The following is a 14,793-nucleotide window of genomic DNA, read 5'->3' on the forward strand; positions in this document are numbered from 1 at the left end:
TCGGGGAACCCCGTGTCCCCCGCCACCACCCAGCCCGCCGCCTCCTCGAAGGCGACCTCCTCGATCTCCCCGGCCCCCGCCAGCTCCGTGAACAGGGAGACCGCCCAGCCGGCCGGGGCGGCCAGCCACTTGGCGAAGTGCTGGGGCGTGGCCGGTCCGTACGCGTGCAGATAGCGCCGGACCAGCTCCCGCAGGGCCGTCGCGCCCGGGACCGGCGCGGCTGACGGCGGACGGGTGTACGTCACCTTCCGGCCCCGGTTCGGGCCGAAGCACAGCGCGCCCGACTGGCCCGCCCGGTGCATCACCTGGCGCCAGCGCGGCCACAGCTCCTGGAACGCGGGCATCACCAGGTCGCCGGCCCAGGGACCGGTGCGCGCCACGACCTCCGCACCCAGCTCCTCCACGGTCAGACACACCCCGTCCAGGGCGTCCCCGATCGCCGCCACGATCTGCTCCGCCTGCTCCGGCGTCACCCGGACGTCCGGGGCGAACGCGTTGTGGCCCGTCGGAATGGCGGTCAGCGCACCGCACCACAGGGGCAGTTCGGCGGTGGGGAGCAGATGGACGGTTCCGCGCGGGCCGAACGTCTTCACCAGCGAACGGTCCTCCCACAGCGCGGCCCGCACATCCGCCCGCGTCACCCCGGCGGCCCGCACCCCCACCGACACCTCGGCCGCCGACAGCACCTGCGCATGCGCGCCCAGCATCGCCCCGACCACCTCCGCGACCGGGGTGCCGGGCACGGCGGGACGGGTCAGGAACTGCCGCTCCAGCCGCCGAGCACTCGCTTCGTCCCATGTAATGGCCCTCGTCATACGGCGACGTTAGCCCCGGTATAGGTCAGAAGCTGTCCGCTTTGGCCCCAAGAGTGCACAAGGTGCAAACCGTGCATCCGTGCGCGAAGGCCCCTCAGTCCCTGCGCATCCAAGGAACCTTCACCTTTTCCACATTGTTATGGCGGCCGACTCGATTTCCTCCCCTCCCCCACGTAAGTTCGGACCAAGGCAATTCGCGTACGCAAAGCTGCGCGGTGGCACCGCGTGGTGGAGGGGACTGCGCGGTGCCGTGCCCTCGATTCGGCCCCCTGTTGAACGCGCGTCGCGCCGAAGCCGCCTCCTCCCCGCCGGTCCCCGCATGTCGTCAAGGGGCCATTCGCGCTCAGGGTCACCCGGGGGAGGGAAGCGCGGACAAGTCGCCAGGCAGGCCTCAAGAGACGCCAAAACCTCCGGATCCGGCCGTATCCCACCCGTTTCCCCTGGGAATCCGCCCCTGTCACGCCATGAATCCGCCATGAAAGAGCCGTTTCGCGGCCACCGCCCCGTCGCCGAGCGACTTCGGAGAGTAGTTGTGGCACGCCGATGCACACAGCAGCACTTACGAAGGGTTATGGTGGAAACCCCCCCTCGGGCCGGTCCGTCTCCCCCCCACGGACCGGCCCGTTTTTTTGCTCACACGGGGCCGCCTTCAAGCGCCGGGGGCCCCCGCGCCCTCAAGGGGCGCGGGGAACTGCGCGACCAGCCACAACCAACCCGCAGCCGCCCAAAAACCGATGCGCTCCCCACTCAAGGCGCCGACGGCCGACCCGCACCCGAAAACCCGGCCCAAGCCCCGCAGGGGTAGGCTGCGGCCCGCGGGGACCGCATCCGTACCGAGGGGCTGACGAACACGTGAACCTGCGCGACAAGCTGCGCGGCCTGCTGGTCAGGTTGTACGCACGCCGGGTGGAGGGGCACCTGGACCACGCTCAGGTGCCCAAGCACATCGGCGTCATCATGGACGGCAACCGGCGCTGGGCGAAGGCCTCGGGTTCCACCACCGTGCACGGTCACCGCGCCGGTGCCGAGAAGATCGAGGAGTTCCTCGGCTGGTGCAGCGAGACGGACGTCGAGGTCGTCACCCTCTGGCTGCTGTCGACGGACAACTTCGATCGGCCCCAGGACGAGCTCGGCCCGCTCCTCGGGATCATCGAGGACGTCGTCCGCACCCTCGCCGCCGACGGCCGCTGGCGGGTGCACCACGTGGGCACCCCCGATCTGCTGCCGTCCGGGATGCAGACCACCCTCAAGGAAGCCGAAGAGGCCACCGCACAGGTCGAGGGGATACTGGTCAACGTCGCCATCGGCTACGGCGGCCGCCAGGAGATCGCCGACGCGGTGCGCGCGATGATCGTCGACGCCCATGACAAGGGCACCTCGATCGAGGACCTCGCCGACTCCGTCAGCGTCGACCTGATCGGCAGCCACCTCTACACCGGCGACCAGCCCGACCCCGACCTCGTGATCCGCACCAGCGGCGAGCAGCGGCTGTCCGGATTCATGCTCTGGCAGACGGCTCATGCCGAGTACTACTTCTGCGAGGTCTTCTGGCCGGCCTTCCGCAAGGTCGACTTCCTGCGGGCCCTGCGCGACTACGCGGCGCGGCACCGGCGCTACGGCGGCTGAAACAGCGCGTTCCCAGCGGCAGTGCGAGTGCCGCATTTGGGGCGGAAGTAACAAGGAGTTCACCAGGGCGCCGTCATATGCGTAAGCATGGCACCGCATGTTCGAGGGCATAAGCCAAGCAGGTCGACACCCGAACCACGGGTGTCGTATCTCAGCGGGCGGCGCCGGAGCCGTCCGCCCGGGAGGCCCTTTGCACCAGCCCCACCGTGCGGTCACGGCACGGAAGAAGACGCGGGGGGCCGGTTTTCGGCCCGTGCACAGCGGCCGACGACCGGTCCAGCTCCACTCCGTCGCTCCCCGACCTCATCCGAGGGGGTACGTCCTTCCGTGGTGACCAGCACAAAGCGCCACAAGCCCGACCGGCGCACCTACGTTCTCGACACCAGCGTCCTGCTGGCCGACCCGAATGCTCTGAACCGCTTCGACGAGCACGAGGTCGTGCTCCCCATCGTCGTGGTGACGGAACTGGAGGCCAAGCGGCACCATCCCGAACTCGGCTACTTCGCCCGGCAGGCACTGCGCCTGCTCGACGAGTTCCGGGTGAAGCATGGTCGTCTCGACGCCCCGATTCCGATCGGGGACCTCGGCGGCACCGTCCGTGTCGAGCTCAACCACTCGGACCCCAGCGTTCTGCCGACCGGCTACCGCCTGGGGGACAACGACTCCCGCATCCTCGCGGTCGCCCGCAATCTGCAGGCCGAGGGGTTCGACGTCACCGTTGTGTCGAAGGACCTTCCGCTCAGGATCAAGGCCTCGTCCGTCGGTCTCCTCGCCGAGGAGTACCGCGCCGAGCTCGCCATCACGGACTCCTCCGGCTGGACCGGAATGTCCGAACTGACCCTGCCGGGCGAACAGGTGGACATCCTCTTCGAGGAAGGCCATGTCTACGTCCCCGAGGCCGCCGACATGCCCGTGCACACCGGGCTGACGATCCACTCCGAGCGCGGCAAGGCGCTGGGCCGGATCACGCCCGAGGGCAACGTCCGGGTGGTGCGCGGCGATCGGGAGGCCTTCGGCATCAAGGGCCGCAGCGCCGAGCAGCGCATCGCGCTCGACCTGCTGCTCGACCCGGACATCGGGATCGTGTCCATGGGCGGCAGGGCCGGCACCGGAAAGTCGGCGCTGGCGCTGTGCGCGGGTCTGGAGGCGGTGCTGGAGCGCCGTCAGCACCAGAAGGTGATGGTCTTCCGGCCGTTGTACGCGGTGGGCGGGCAGGAGCTCGGCTATCTGCCCGGCAGCGAGGCCGAGAAGATGAGCCCCTGGGCGCAGGCGGTCTTCGACACGCTGTCCGCGGTCACCAGCCGCGAGGTCATCGAAGAGATCACCGCGCGGGGCATGCTGGAGGTGCTGCCCCTCACTCATATCCGCGGACGCTCGCTGCATGACGCGTTCGTGATCGTGGACGAGGCCCAGTCGCTGGAAAGGAATGTCCTGCTGACTGTTCTGTCCCGAATTGGTGCTAACTCGCGGGTGGTTCTGACCCATGACGTGGCCCAGAGGGACAATCTGAGGGTCGGGCGCTACGACGGTGTCGTCGCCGTGGTGGAGAAACTGAAGGGACATCCCCTCTTTGCCCACGTCACGCTGACGCGGTCCGAGAGGTCCCAGATCGCCGCCCTTGTGACCGAAATGCTCGAAGACGGCCAGATCTGACGGGTCTGCTCGGACCTGTAGAGAACTGCCCAACTTCATAGTGGTTACGCGGCAGTTGGCGCCGTCCGGAAAGGCGAAGAGCCTAGCCGGGCGGCGCTTTGGCGTGTGCGGCTTTCCGCAAAACCCCTGGGACAAACGAGGTGTGAGCTTTCACACGCAACACAGAATTGCCTTGCGGCGTCCGGGTGCGGCAGAGTCTCACTCCTGTCAGGCCCCGCATACGACACACCTGTACCCCCAGCGGTACGGAACCACAGCAGCACCACCAATTGCATAGCGCCGTCGTATGCCGCCCGAGTCACCACGTGGTGCTCCCTGTCCGGGAGTTGCCCATCGGGTCCGCGCCTCCCGTGACCCCGCAGTTGGGAGGCCAGAGCCAGGGGCAAGATTGCGTCCGCCAGGGTCACCGAAGCGGGCGATGCTGGAAGGAACCCGTGTGAGTCCGATTTCGGTCAGGGGATTCGCAGTGGCCTCTGCCACCGCGGTCACCGCTGTCGGAAGCGTCGTCGGCGTTGCCTCGGGCAGCACCGCGCAGAACAACGACGCCGAGGCGACGGCAGCCGATTCGACGCTCCTCGCTGACATACCCGCGGGCCAGCAGGCCCAGGTGCAGACCGAGTCCCTGTCGGCGCAAGCGGATGTCCAGGCCATCGCAGCGGACGCGAGCGCAAAGAAGGACGCCGAGGAGGCCGCCCGCAAGGCTGCCGCCCAGAGCGCGATCGAGAAGAAGGAAGCCGCCGAGAAGGCAGAGAAGGCGGCAGAGGAAGCCAAGGAGCGCGAAGAGGCCGAGGCGAAGGCCTCCCGGTCCTCCGCCGGCGACTTCCCGGTCCAGAGCTCGTACAGCATCTCGCAGATCCAGTCGATGGCCCGCCAGATGGTGCCGAGCGACCAGTTCCAGTGCTTCAGCAACATCGTGGACCACGAGTCCGACTGGAACTACCAGGCCGTCAACCCCTCCTCCGGTGCCTACGGCCTCTTCCAGGCCCTGCCCGGATCCAAGATGTCGTCCGTCGGCGCCGACTGGCAGACGAACCCGGCCACCCAGATCAAGTGGGGCCTGAACTACATGAACGACCGCTACGACAGCCCCTGCGGAGCCTGGGCTTTCTGGCAGGCCAACAGCTGGTACTGAGCCCGCGCTCAACCCTGTGGAGCCCCTCACCGTCCTTCGGTGAGGGGCTTTCGTTCTTCTCCGACCGGTGCCATGTACGGTCGGATTCAACGACTCCAGGGGGGAGTGGTGGGGAAAGACGGGGGAAGAGGACGGATCATGTCGCGAGTGCCAGGGTGGCTGGGTCGGCTCGGTGCCGGTCTGACCGAGATGAGCGAGCGGTTGGACGAGCGCCGCGCGGCGGTGGAAGGGGAGAGCCCGGAGCCCCAGCCGGTGCCGCAGACCGCCGTCGGCACTGTGCCGCCCCCCATTGAGGACCCGCCGCCCGTCGTCGACCACGTGCCACGACCGCCCGACTACGCGCCCACGGCCCCGCCGCCGCGCCCCGACCCCGCACAGGTCGTGCCGTGGGGCGTACGGGTCGCCGCGGAGGCCGGCTGGCGGCTGCTGGTGCTGGCCGGCACCGTCTGGGTGCTGATGCGGGTCATCAGCGCCGTCCAACTCGTCGTGCTGGCCTTCGTCATCGCCCTGCTCCTCACCGCGCTGATGCAGCCCTCGGTGGTCTGGCTGACCCGGCGTGGCGTACCGCGCGGGCTCGCCACCGCCCTGACGGCGATCCTGGGGTTCGTCGTCATCGGGCTGATGGGCTGGTTCGTGACCTGGCAGGTCATGGAGAACATCGACAATCTCTCCGACCAGATCCAGGACGGCATCGACGAGCTGCGCAACTGGCTGCTCAACAGCCCGTTCCACGTCACCGACAAGCAGATCAACGACATCGCCGAGAACCTGCGGGAGGCGATCGGCGCCAACACCGACGCGATCACCTCGGCCGGCCTCGAAGGCGTGACGGTCATCGTCGAGGCGCTCACCGGCATCCTGCTGTCGGTCTTCTCGACGCTGTTCCTGCTCTACGACGGCAAGCGGATCTGGCAGTGGACCCTGAAGCTCGTCCCGGCCGCGGCCCGTCCGGGTGTGGCGGGCGCCGGGCCGCGGGCCTGGGCGACGCTGACGGCGTATGTGCGCGGCACGGTGATGGTCGCCCTGATCGACGCCGTGTTCATCGGCATCGGCATCTACTTCCTGGACGTCCCCATGGCCGTCCCGCTCGCCGTCTTCATCTTCCTGTTCTCCTTCATCCCCCTCGTCGGCGCGGTGGCCTCCGGCGCGCTGGCGGTCGTGGTGGCGCTGGTGACACAGGGCGTCTTCACCGCGGTCATGACCCTCATCGTCGTGCTGGCCGTGCAGCAGATCGAGGGCCACATCCTCCAGCCGTTCATCCTCGGGCGCGCGGTCCGCGTCCATCCACTGGCGGTCGTCCTGTCCGTGGCGGCGGGCGGCATGGTGGCCGGGATCGGCGGCGCGGTGGTGGCCGTGCCGCTGGTGGCGGTGTCGAACACGATCGTCGGGTATCTGAAGGCGCACTCGCAGGAGGCGGCACTTCGCTATGCGCCCGAGCCGAGGGGCGCGTCGGCGGTGGACGTGGCTTCCGCGCAGCCGCCGGCCGACCTGGCCAAGTCGGCGTCGGAGCAATGACAAGGGCCCGTTCACCGTCGAGGTGAACGGGCCCCGCGTTGAGCGGCGAAAGCTACTCCGCCAGCACCGCCTCGGCGTCAAGGGTGACGCCGATCGCCTGGATCACGGACGCGATCTTGAAGGCCTCCTGGACCGTCTCCCGGTCCACCCCGGCCTTGCGCAGCACCTGCTCGTGCGAGTCGAGGCACAGGCCGCAGCCGTTGATGGCGGACACCGCGAACGACCACAGCTCGAAGTCGACCTTGTCGACGCCGGGGTTGCCGATGACGTTCATCCGCAGGCCCGCGCGCAGGTTGCCGTACTCGTGGTCGGACAGCAGATGCCGGGTCCGGTAGAACACGTTGTTCATCGCCATGACGGCGGCCGCGGACTTGGCCGCGGTGTACGCCTCCGGCGAGAGGTTCGCGTTCGCCTCCGGCTCCAGCTCGCGCAGCACGATCGGGGAGCGTGCGGCGATGGCGGTCGCGAGCACGGTGCCCCACAGCTGCTGCGCCGGGAGGTCCGAATTGCCGATGACCGAGCCCAGGTTGAGCCTCAGGTCCTTGGCGTAGTCCGGAATGCGGGACTTCAGGGAGTCGAGGGACATGTCCGTCACTCTCCGGCAAGCAGCTTGACCGGGTCCAGCGTCTCGTCGCCCTTGCTCCAGTTGCACGGGCACAGTTCGTCCGTCTGGAGGGCGTCCAGGACCCGCAGGACCTCCTTGGGGTTACGGCCGACGGAGCCGGCGGTCACCATGGAGAACTGGATCTCGTTGTTCTGGTCGACGATGAAGACGGCGCGCTTGGCGAAGCCGTCCTCGCCCTCGATGCCCAGGTCGCGCATCAGTTCGTGCTTGGAGTCGGCCAGCATCGGGAACGGCAGGTCGCGCAGGTCGTCGTGGTCCTTGCGCCAGGCGTGGTGGACGAACTCCGAGTCACCGGAGAAACCGAGGACCTGGGCGTCGCGGTCGGCGAACTCCTCGTTCAGCTTGCCGAACGCCGCGATCTCGGTCGGGCAGACGAAGGTGAAGTCCTTCGGCCAGGCGAAGACGATCTTCCACTTGCCCTCGTAGGTCTTGTGGTGGATCGTCTCGAACTCCTTGCCCTTCTCCAGCGAGACGCAGGCGGTCAGTTCGAACTCGGGGAACTTGTCACCGACAGTGAGCACACGCTCTCCTTGCAGCGAAGAGACACCTGTTCAGTACAGGTGTCTCCCTTGGGTTGGACCTTACCGATCCTGGCACAGGCTGCATTGATACGGGAAATAGCTACACTCGGTCCGGTTGATCGGAGGGTGCTATCAGTGACCGTAAGTAAGAGGAGACAGCCCAGTCTCGCCCAGCTGCGTGCCTTCGCGGCCGTCGCCGAGCACCTCCATTTCCGGGACGCGGCGGCCGCGATCGGCATGAGCCAGCCCGCCCTGTCCGGTGCCGTCTCCGCCCTGGAGGAGTCACTCGGAGTGACGCTGCTGGAGCGCACCACCCGCAAGGTGCTGCTCTCGCCCGCCGGTGAACGCCTCGCCGTACGTGCCAAGGCCGTGCTGGCGGAGGTCGGGGCGCTGCTGGAGGAGGCGGAGGCGGTCCGGGCTCCGTTCACGGGTGCGCTGCGCCTCGGCGTCATCCCGACCGTGGCGCCGTACCTCCTGCCGACCGTGCTGCGGCTCGTCCACGACCGCTATCCGCACCTCGACCTCCAGGTGCACGAGGAGCAGACCGCGAGCCTCGTCGACGGCCTCCTCACCGGCCGCTTGGACCTGCTGCTGCTCGCCGTCCCCCTCGGTGTGCCCGGCGTCGCCGAACTCCCGCTCTTCGACGAGGACTTCGTGCTCGTCACCCCGCTCGACCACCGGCTCGGCGGCCGCGAGGGCATCGCGCGCGAGGCGCTCAAGGAGCTGAACCTGCTGCTTCTCGACGAGGGGCACTGCCTGCGCGACCAGGCCCTCGACATCTGCCGGGAGGCGGGCCGGGCGGACGCTCCCGTGACGACGACGGCGGCCGGGCTGTCCACGCTGGTGCAGCTCGTCGCGGGCGGGCTGGGAGTGACCCTGCTGCCGCGCACCGCCCTCAAGCTGGAGACAACCCGCAGCAGCCAGCTCCTCACCGGGTACTTCGCAGACCCGGCCCCCACCCGCCGCGTCGCCCTGGCCATGCGGGCGGGGGCGGCGCGGGGAGCGGAGTACGAGGAGCTCGCGGTGGCCCTGCGCGATGCCCTGCGGCCGCTGCCGGTACGGGTGTGGCGATACTGCCGCTGATGTGTTCGGGCGAACCCGGGTGCCAATTGCTCAAATGGACGTCCGACAAAGCGCCTTGAAAAGCGGAAGACTTCATCTTCCGTCAGGTAGTGCGACTCTCTGAGTGACGGCCGCCCACACTGGTACACATACTCCCTCAGTGCTACGCACCACGCGTATGTGCGAAATTCGCGTATCAAGGGGAGTGATGGCGGGCATTCGGGATTCCCTTGACCGGGACGGCTACGAGCGACTGTCGCGGGCCCTCTCCGAGGTCGCGACGGGCTTGTGCACGGGGGAACTGCGGGTGTCGGGCCGGCCCGGGGGAACCTTCCACTTCCGCAACGGGCTGGTGGTCGCCGTCGAGAGCCCGGGTGCACCGGGGCCGGACGTCCTGCTGCTGCGCTCGGGGCGGGTCAGCGGTGCGCAGTGGGCGGAGCTGATGCGCGAGCCGGGGGCCGGGCGGTGGCCCGAGAACGGGCTGGTCAGCCATGGGTACGCGGGGTCGGTGCAGCTCCGGGTCGTATCGATGATGGCGATGCAGGACGCGGTCTTCGCGGTCCTCGCCGGCCGGGTGGAGGGGTGCGAGGCGCTCGGCGAGGGGCACCCGCTTGCGCCGGTACCGTACGGCGAGGCGCCGGCGCGGCTGCTCCAGGAGGCCACCAGGAAGCTGGCCGCGCTGGCGGCGTTACCCCGGGCCGTGCTGCCCGACGGCGCACGGCTGGTACCGGCGCCGGCAACCGACGACGAGCTCCGGTGGCTCCCGCCCTCCCAACGGGAGCTGCTGTCCCACGCCGACGGCCGCCGCACCGGCCGCGACATAGCCTTCAGAACCGGCCGCAGCGTGTTCACGGTCACCGTCGAGCTGTCCCGCATGCTCCAGGAAGGGCACCTGGCCTTCCCCTCCGGACACACCCCCGTGACGACGGGCGTCCCGTTGGCCGGGCTGCTGCCCAGGGTGCCGGACACGTCGACCCGACCGGCCGCCTGTCGCACGCCACACATACCGCCCCAAGTGCTGTCCGCACTGGCGTCCGCTGTGGCCAAGTCGCCAGAAGCCACCTCCCGAAACCTGGACACCCCCACCTCGGTCCCGGACACCACCCCCATCCCGGCCGTCGTGCCGGACCCCGCGGCTTCCCGGAATCTGCCTCGGCGGCGGCCGGGGGCCAGTGGCATCACCGAGACTCTCGGACCCAGCAGGAACGGGACGAGTTGGAAAGGGTTCTTCCGTCTGCGCAGCCGCATCCGCCCGTCCGAGACCGGTGTCTGAGACGTCGCGGACGAAGAACCGTCGCGAGAAAGAGAGACGGCGCCGGCCGTGGGATCGGACATGCACCGCCCGGCGCCAGGGAGTTCACCACATGGATCACGAAGCATTGGCCCTGGAGATCCGGGGCCTGCGCGAGCAAGTGACCGGCATCACCGACACGGCCGTGGCAGCCGCCGACGGCCTGCTCATCGCGGCGGACACAGCGGAGACCATCGACGCCGAGGGCCTCGCCGCCATCGCCGCCGCCGGCTTGGGCATCGCCCGGCGCGCGACCGAGGCGACCGGCCGGGGCACGCTCCGCAAGACCGTCGCCTACGGCAGCCACGGCTGCGCCGCCTTCTACGCAGTCGGCGACACCGCCCTCATGGTCGTCCTCGGCGACGAGGGCATCGACCTCGACCGGCTCCATCAGGAAACGCAGCCCGCCCTGCGGCGTATCGGTGCCCTCCTGGCCGCGACGGCACCAGTAGACGGAAGGGCGTGACCTCATGGCCTCGAAGCGGATGAACGCCGGTTTCTCGGACCGGGTCATGTCCCTGGTGAAGGCGCTGCGCAGCGAGACACCCGACTGCGTCGCCTCCGGCGCGGTCGATATGTCGACCGGGATGCTGCTGTCGTACGAGACGGTGGAGACCCACCCGACGGAGGTTCTGGACCTGTTGGCGGGGGCGACGCTCGACCTGTTCCAGGGACGTACGGTCGTGACGATCGAGGACGTCTTCAAGGAGCGCCGCGGCATCGAGACCGACCAGCACTACTTCCAGGAGATCCTGGTCAACAGCGACAACCTGACGCACCTGTTCCTGCGCATGAACGACCAGCAGGACGTCGTGGCCGTCGCCGTGTGCCGCAAGTCCGTCAACGTGGGCATGCTCTTCGCCCAGGCCAGACGCGTGATGCGGGAGCACGGCGGGCTGTGACGGACGTACGGTGCGGTGGTCCGCCCCCGAGGGAGCGGACCACCGCACCGGGTCCTCATCAGGTCCGGCTACTCCGTGCGCAGCCCGTCCGGACGCATCAGCCGCAGCAGCGGCGGCAGGCTGAGCAGGGTCACCGCGAGGACGACCGAAGCGCCGATGCCGGTCATCGCCAGCACGCTCGACCAGTCGACGCTCACCGTGTAGCCGACCATCTTCAGCAGGACAGCGCCGAGCGTCAGTCCGACCGCCGATGCCAGCAGCAACCCCAGCGCGATCGGGATCGCGGTCTGCCAGAGCACCGACAGGCTCAGGGTGCGGCGCCGGGTGCCGAAGGCGACCAGGGACGACAGCAGCTTCTTGCGTTCGCGCAGCTGCTCCAGCTGGGAGACCAGCAGGCTCGCGCCGATCAGCACCAGGACGCAGGTGGCGCCGACGAACAGGCCGGTGCGGATGGCGCGGAACTCCTCGGTCTGCCGGGTGGAGGCCAGGGTGTTCACGCTCGTCAGCGGATCGAGCCGCGCGGCGGTGTTGCGCGCGTACTCGGCGGCGTCCGGTACCGACTGGTCCAGCGAGAGGAACACCTTCTGGTACATGCCGGCCGCAGCGCCCTCGGGCAGTGCGCGCGGGGTGATCAGCAGGCCGCCGCGCTCGTAGCCGGTCGGATCCTCGCGCGGCCCTGCCGTCTTGATGCCGGTGGGCACCTTCCAGGACGTCGTGTGTGCTGTCGACCCGGGGTAGCCCGGGTCGAAGTACAGGGTGCCGCCCGCCTTGGTGATCTTCTCCGTGCCCTCGCCGTACTGGCTGCCGAGGATCCGGAAGACGTCGCCGTCCCGGCACGACGTCAGACGCGCCACCTCGCGCAGCTCGGCGCAGCTGCCGACGGCCACCTCCACCGAGTTGTCGGGCTCCTTGGCCTTGTCTCCGAGCGAGCCCTCGGAAAGGGCCGACGCGTGGCGTACGCCCTCGGTCCGCGCCAACTGTCCGGTGACCTCGCTCAGCTTGATGTCGTCCCGCACGCTGAACGTCATCTGGGCCCGGTTGACGTCGTTGCCCGTGTCCTCGGTGTAGCCGGACTCGACGCCGGCGAACAGCATCTGCAGGGCGATCGCCCCGGCCACCGCGACCGCGATGCCGTTGACCATGCGGGCCGCGGTACCGCTGCTCAACTGGAGCCTGCGGACCGCCAGTTGCCAGGAGACCGAGCCGGAGTTCAGCCGGGCCACCACGGCCTCGACGAGCCAGGGCAGCAGCGTGGTGATGCCGACCAGCAGCAGCACGGTGCCGCCGATCACCATCCACTCGTTGAAGTTCCCGTTGTCGTTGCCCTGCCCCACCATCGGGTAGAGCAGCGCGAGGCCGCCCAGCGGCAGCAGCAGCCGCCACCACAGCCTGCGGCGCGGGGGCTTCGCCGCACGGACCACACCGAGCGGCTCGATCACGACCCCACGCAGCGCGAACAGCGTCACCAGGACGGCCGCGGCCGGTACGGCGACGGCGACCAGCAGCGCCAGCCCGAGCGACGGGTTGAGGTCGCTCGTGAACACGCTGATGTCCCGCACCTGCATCAGGGTCGCCAACTGGCGTCCCGCCAGGAAGAAGCCGGTGCCGAGGACGAGCCCGAGCAGTGCCCCGGCGAGCGCCTCGCCGGCGGCGACCCGGCGCGCCATCCCCCCGTCCGCGCCGACCAGCCGGAGCGCCGCGAGCCGGCGGTCCCGGCGCTCGCCGCCGAAGCGTACGGCTGCCGCGATGAACACTCCGACCGGCAGCAGCAGCACCACGAAGACGATCATGACGAGCAGGATCAGGATCGGATCCATCCCGTCGTCCTGAACCCCGGCGGAGGGCCCGAAGTAGTCGATGCGCTCGACGTAGCCGCCGGAAATGCGCTCCGCGAGCCCCGAGGCGCCCGCGTAGTAGGCGAGTTCGGCGGGCCCGACCAGTCCGCTCTGCTCGATGGTGCCGGTGATCCGGTAGGGGATGCGTTCGCGCAGCACCTTGCCGGAGTCGGACTCCAGCAGCTTTTTCAGCGCGGGCGAGGCGAGCATCTCGCCCTTCGCGGGGAACTTCTCCACACCTGGCGGCAGCGGCGCCTTCGCGCCCTCGGGCTCCAGGAGCCGGCCGCGTACGTCCTTTTCGCGGTACGTCGTCCCGGCATCGGCGATGATCAGCGTGTCGTCCGCCTTCGGCAGCACATCGGCGCCGTACGTGAAGTCGTCCCGGGCGCTGCCGCGATGGTCGCGCTCGGTGAGCGCGCTCGGCACGGCGGTCGTCAGCAGCAGCAGTGCCACGCCGAGCCCGACTCCGATGGCAGTCAGCAGGGCACGGACCCAGCCCTCACGTCCGCCTGCGAAGGCGAACCGGACCCCCATGCCCAGATCCCTGACCCACTGACCCGTGCTCATACGACCCGCTCCATGTCCCGGGACTTGCCGTCCCGTACGACGATCTCGCGGTCGGAGTAGGCGGCGACCCGTGCCTCGTGCGTGACGAGGACGACGGCGGCGTTGGTCGACCGGGCGGCCTCCGTCAGCAGCTCCATCACGCGCTCGCCGTTGAGGGAGTCGAGCGCGCCGGTCGGCTCGTCGGCGAACAGCACGCGCGGGTTGGTGACCAGCGCGCGGGCGACGGCGACGCGCTGCCCCTGACCGCCGGAGACCTCGCCGGGCCGCTTCTTGCGCAGGTCGTCGACCTCCAGCCGCTCCATCCAGGTGAGGGCGGCCTTCTCGGCCTCCTTGCGGGAGGTGCCGTTGAGCCGCAGCGGAAGGGCGACGTTCTCGACGCAGGTCAGCTCCGGCACGAGCTGCCCGAACTGGAAGACGAACCCGAACTCGGAGCGCCTGAGCGCGCTGCGCTGGGCGTCGTTCATGGTGGCCATCTCGCGCCCGTTGTACGTGATGGACCCCGAGTCGGGCGGCACGATGCCGGCGAGACAGTGCAGCAGCGTGGACTTGCCGGAGCCGGACGGCCCCATGACGGCGACGACCTCGCCGGGGTGGATGGAGAACTCGGCGCCGTCGAGGGCGGCGGTCGGGCCGTAGGCCTTGTACAGCCCGTCGGCCGCAAGCAGGGAACCGGGGGGATGAGTCACTTGGTCACCACCTCGGCGAGCTTGTCGAGACGCGCGGCGGTGAGCTCCAGCCAGCGCAGGTCGGCCTCCAGGTGGAAGAGGGCGTGGTCGCAGATCAGCTGGTCGGCCAGGTCGCCCTTGCGCTTGCGGTCGGTGAGGATGCGCATCATGCGCAGGTGCTCGGCGCGCTGGGTGTCGAGGATGTCGGCGGCGTTGCGCCGGGTGAGCAGGGCGAGGACGACCTTGGTGTACAGGGTCGACTGGAGGTACGGCTCCGGCTTCTCGGGCGTCGCCAGCCACCGCTGTACGTCGGTGATCCCGGCGTCGGTGATGGCGTACCGCTTGCGCTCGGGCCCGCCGCCGGGCTCGATCCCGTCGACTTCGACGAGGCCGTTCTTCAGTAGCCGGGACATCGTCGAGTAGACCTGGCCGTAGTGCAGCGGCCGGTCGTGACCGAACTTCTCGTCGAAGGCCCGCTTGAGGTCGTAACCGTGGCGGGGGCCCGACTCCAGGAGCCCTAGAAGGGTGTGACCGATGGACATGGGGAGGACACTACACGGGGTGTATACCCCGCATGTATACGC

14 protein-coding genes are annotated in these 14,793 nt (G+C 69.4%); 8 read left to right on the forward strand and 6 right to left on the reverse strand.

Going from position 1 to position 14,793, the window contains the following annotated elements:
* Positions 1-815 (reverse strand): DNA glycosylase AlkZ-like family protein (locus EAO75_RS03145; RefSeq protein ID WP_147994268.1); only part of this gene is annotated, 815 nt, incomplete at its 3' end.
* An 852-nt stretch (positions 816-1,667) separates the two neighbouring features.
* Here EAO75_RS03145 and EAO75_RS03150 point away from each other — a divergent pair.
* From EAO75_RS03150 to EAO75_RS03165, 4 genes are all read left to right on the forward strand, one after another.
* A complete protein-coding gene (locus EAO75_RS03150) occupies positions 1,668-2,441 on the forward strand; it encodes an isoprenyl transferase (protein WP_147993460.1) in 774 nt (257 codons plus the stop codon).
* A gap of 327 nt (positions 2,442-2,768) precedes the next feature.
* Positions 2,769-4,094, forward strand: a complete 1,326-nt coding sequence (locus EAO75_RS03155; RefSeq protein WP_147993461.1) for a PhoH family protein — start codon at positions 2,769-2,771, stop codon at positions 4,092-4,094.
* Between the two features lie 418 nt (positions 4,095-4,512).
* The gene (locus EAO75_RS03160; RefSeq protein ID WP_147993462.1) at positions 4,513-5,226 is read left to right on the forward strand and encodes a transglycosylase SLT domain-containing protein; all 714 of its coding nucleotides are present in this window, start codon (positions 4,513-4,515) and stop codon (positions 5,224-5,226) included.
* Positions 5,227-5,364: 138 nt separating this feature from the next.
* Positions 5,365-6,741: an AI-2E family transporter gene (locus EAO75_RS03165; RefSeq protein WP_147993463.1), complete on the forward strand. Its 1,377-nt coding sequence runs from the start codon at positions 5,365-5,367 to the stop codon at positions 6,739-6,741.
* Positions 6,742-6,793: 52 nt separating this feature from the next.
* Here EAO75_RS03165 and EAO75_RS03170 read toward each other — a convergent pair whose 3' ends face one another.
* Both EAO75_RS03170 and EAO75_RS03175 read right to left on the reverse strand, forming a co-directional pair.
* Complete coding sequence (locus EAO75_RS03170) at positions 6,794-7,327, reverse strand: alkyl hydroperoxide reductase (RefSeq protein WP_147993464.1); 534 nt, start codon at positions 7,325-7,327, stop codon at positions 6,794-6,796.
* Positions 7,328-7,332: 5 nt separating this feature from the next.
* The gene (locus tag EAO75_RS03175; protein WP_147993465.1) at positions 7,333-7,887 is read right to left on the reverse strand and encodes a peroxiredoxin; all 555 of its coding nucleotides are present in this window, start codon (positions 7,885-7,887) and stop codon (positions 7,333-7,335) included.
* A 135-nt stretch (positions 7,888-8,022) separates the two neighbouring features.
* Between EAO75_RS03175 and EAO75_RS03180 the strand changes: the two genes are divergently transcribed.
* The 4 genes from EAO75_RS03180 (at position 8,023) to EAO75_RS03195 (ending at position 11,142) form a co-directional block, all read left to right on the forward strand.
* Entirely contained in the window at positions 8,023-8,970 is a 948-nt protein-coding gene (locus EAO75_RS03180; RefSeq protein ID WP_147993466.1) for a LysR substrate-binding domain-containing protein, read from the forward strand.
* A gap of 187 nt (positions 8,971-9,157) precedes the next feature.
* The gene (locus EAO75_RS03185; RefSeq protein ID WP_261989131.1) at positions 9,158-10,222 is read left to right on the forward strand and encodes a MarR family transcriptional regulator; all 1,065 of its coding nucleotides are present in this window, start codon (positions 9,158-9,160) and stop codon (positions 10,220-10,222) included.
* Positions 10,223-10,313: 91 nt separating this feature from the next.
* Positions 10,314-10,706 carry a roadblock/LC7 domain-containing protein gene (locus EAO75_RS03190; RefSeq protein WP_187284285.1) on the forward strand — a complete coding sequence of 131 codons (393 nt, stop codon included), beginning with the start codon at positions 10,314-10,316 and terminating at the stop codon, positions 10,704-10,706.
* A gap of 4 nt (positions 10,707-10,710) precedes the next feature.
* Positions 10,711-11,142: a hypothetical protein gene (locus EAO75_RS03195; RefSeq protein WP_147993467.1), complete on the forward strand. Its 432-nt coding sequence runs from the start codon at positions 10,711-10,713 to the stop codon at positions 11,140-11,142.
* Positions 11,143-11,210: 68 nt separating this feature from the next.
* On the opposite strand, the gene EAO75_RS03200 is transcribed toward EAO75_RS03195, so the two are convergent.
* Genes EAO75_RS03200 through EAO75_RS03210 form a run of 3 tightly spaced genes read right to left on the reverse strand, consistent with a single transcriptional unit; the run spans position 11,211 to position 14,751 of the window.
* The gene (locus EAO75_RS03200) at positions 11,211-13,544 is read right to left on the reverse strand and encodes an ABC transporter permease (RefSeq protein WP_147993468.1); all 2,334 of its coding nucleotides are present in this window, start codon (positions 13,542-13,544) and stop codon (positions 11,211-11,213) included.
* Positions 13,541-14,230, reverse strand: coding sequence for an ABC transporter ATP-binding protein (locus tag EAO75_RS03205; protein ID WP_147993469.1), 690 nt, complete (start codon positions 14,228-14,230; stop codon positions 13,541-13,543). Before EAO75_RS03205 ends, EAO75_RS03200 begins: the two co-directional genes overlap by 4 nt.
* Entirely contained in the window at positions 14,227-14,751 is a 525-nt protein-coding gene (locus EAO75_RS03210; RefSeq protein WP_147993470.1) for a PadR family transcriptional regulator, read from the reverse strand. The genes EAO75_RS03205 and EAO75_RS03210 overlap by 4 nt, the downstream gene beginning before the upstream one ends.
* Positions 14,752-14,793: the final 42 nt, after the last annotated feature.

The organism is Streptomyces sp. UW30 (genome assembly GCF_008042075.1).
In the GTDB taxonomy this organism is placed as follows: domain Bacteria; phylum Actinomycetota; class Actinomycetes; order Streptomycetales; family Streptomycetaceae; genus Streptomyces.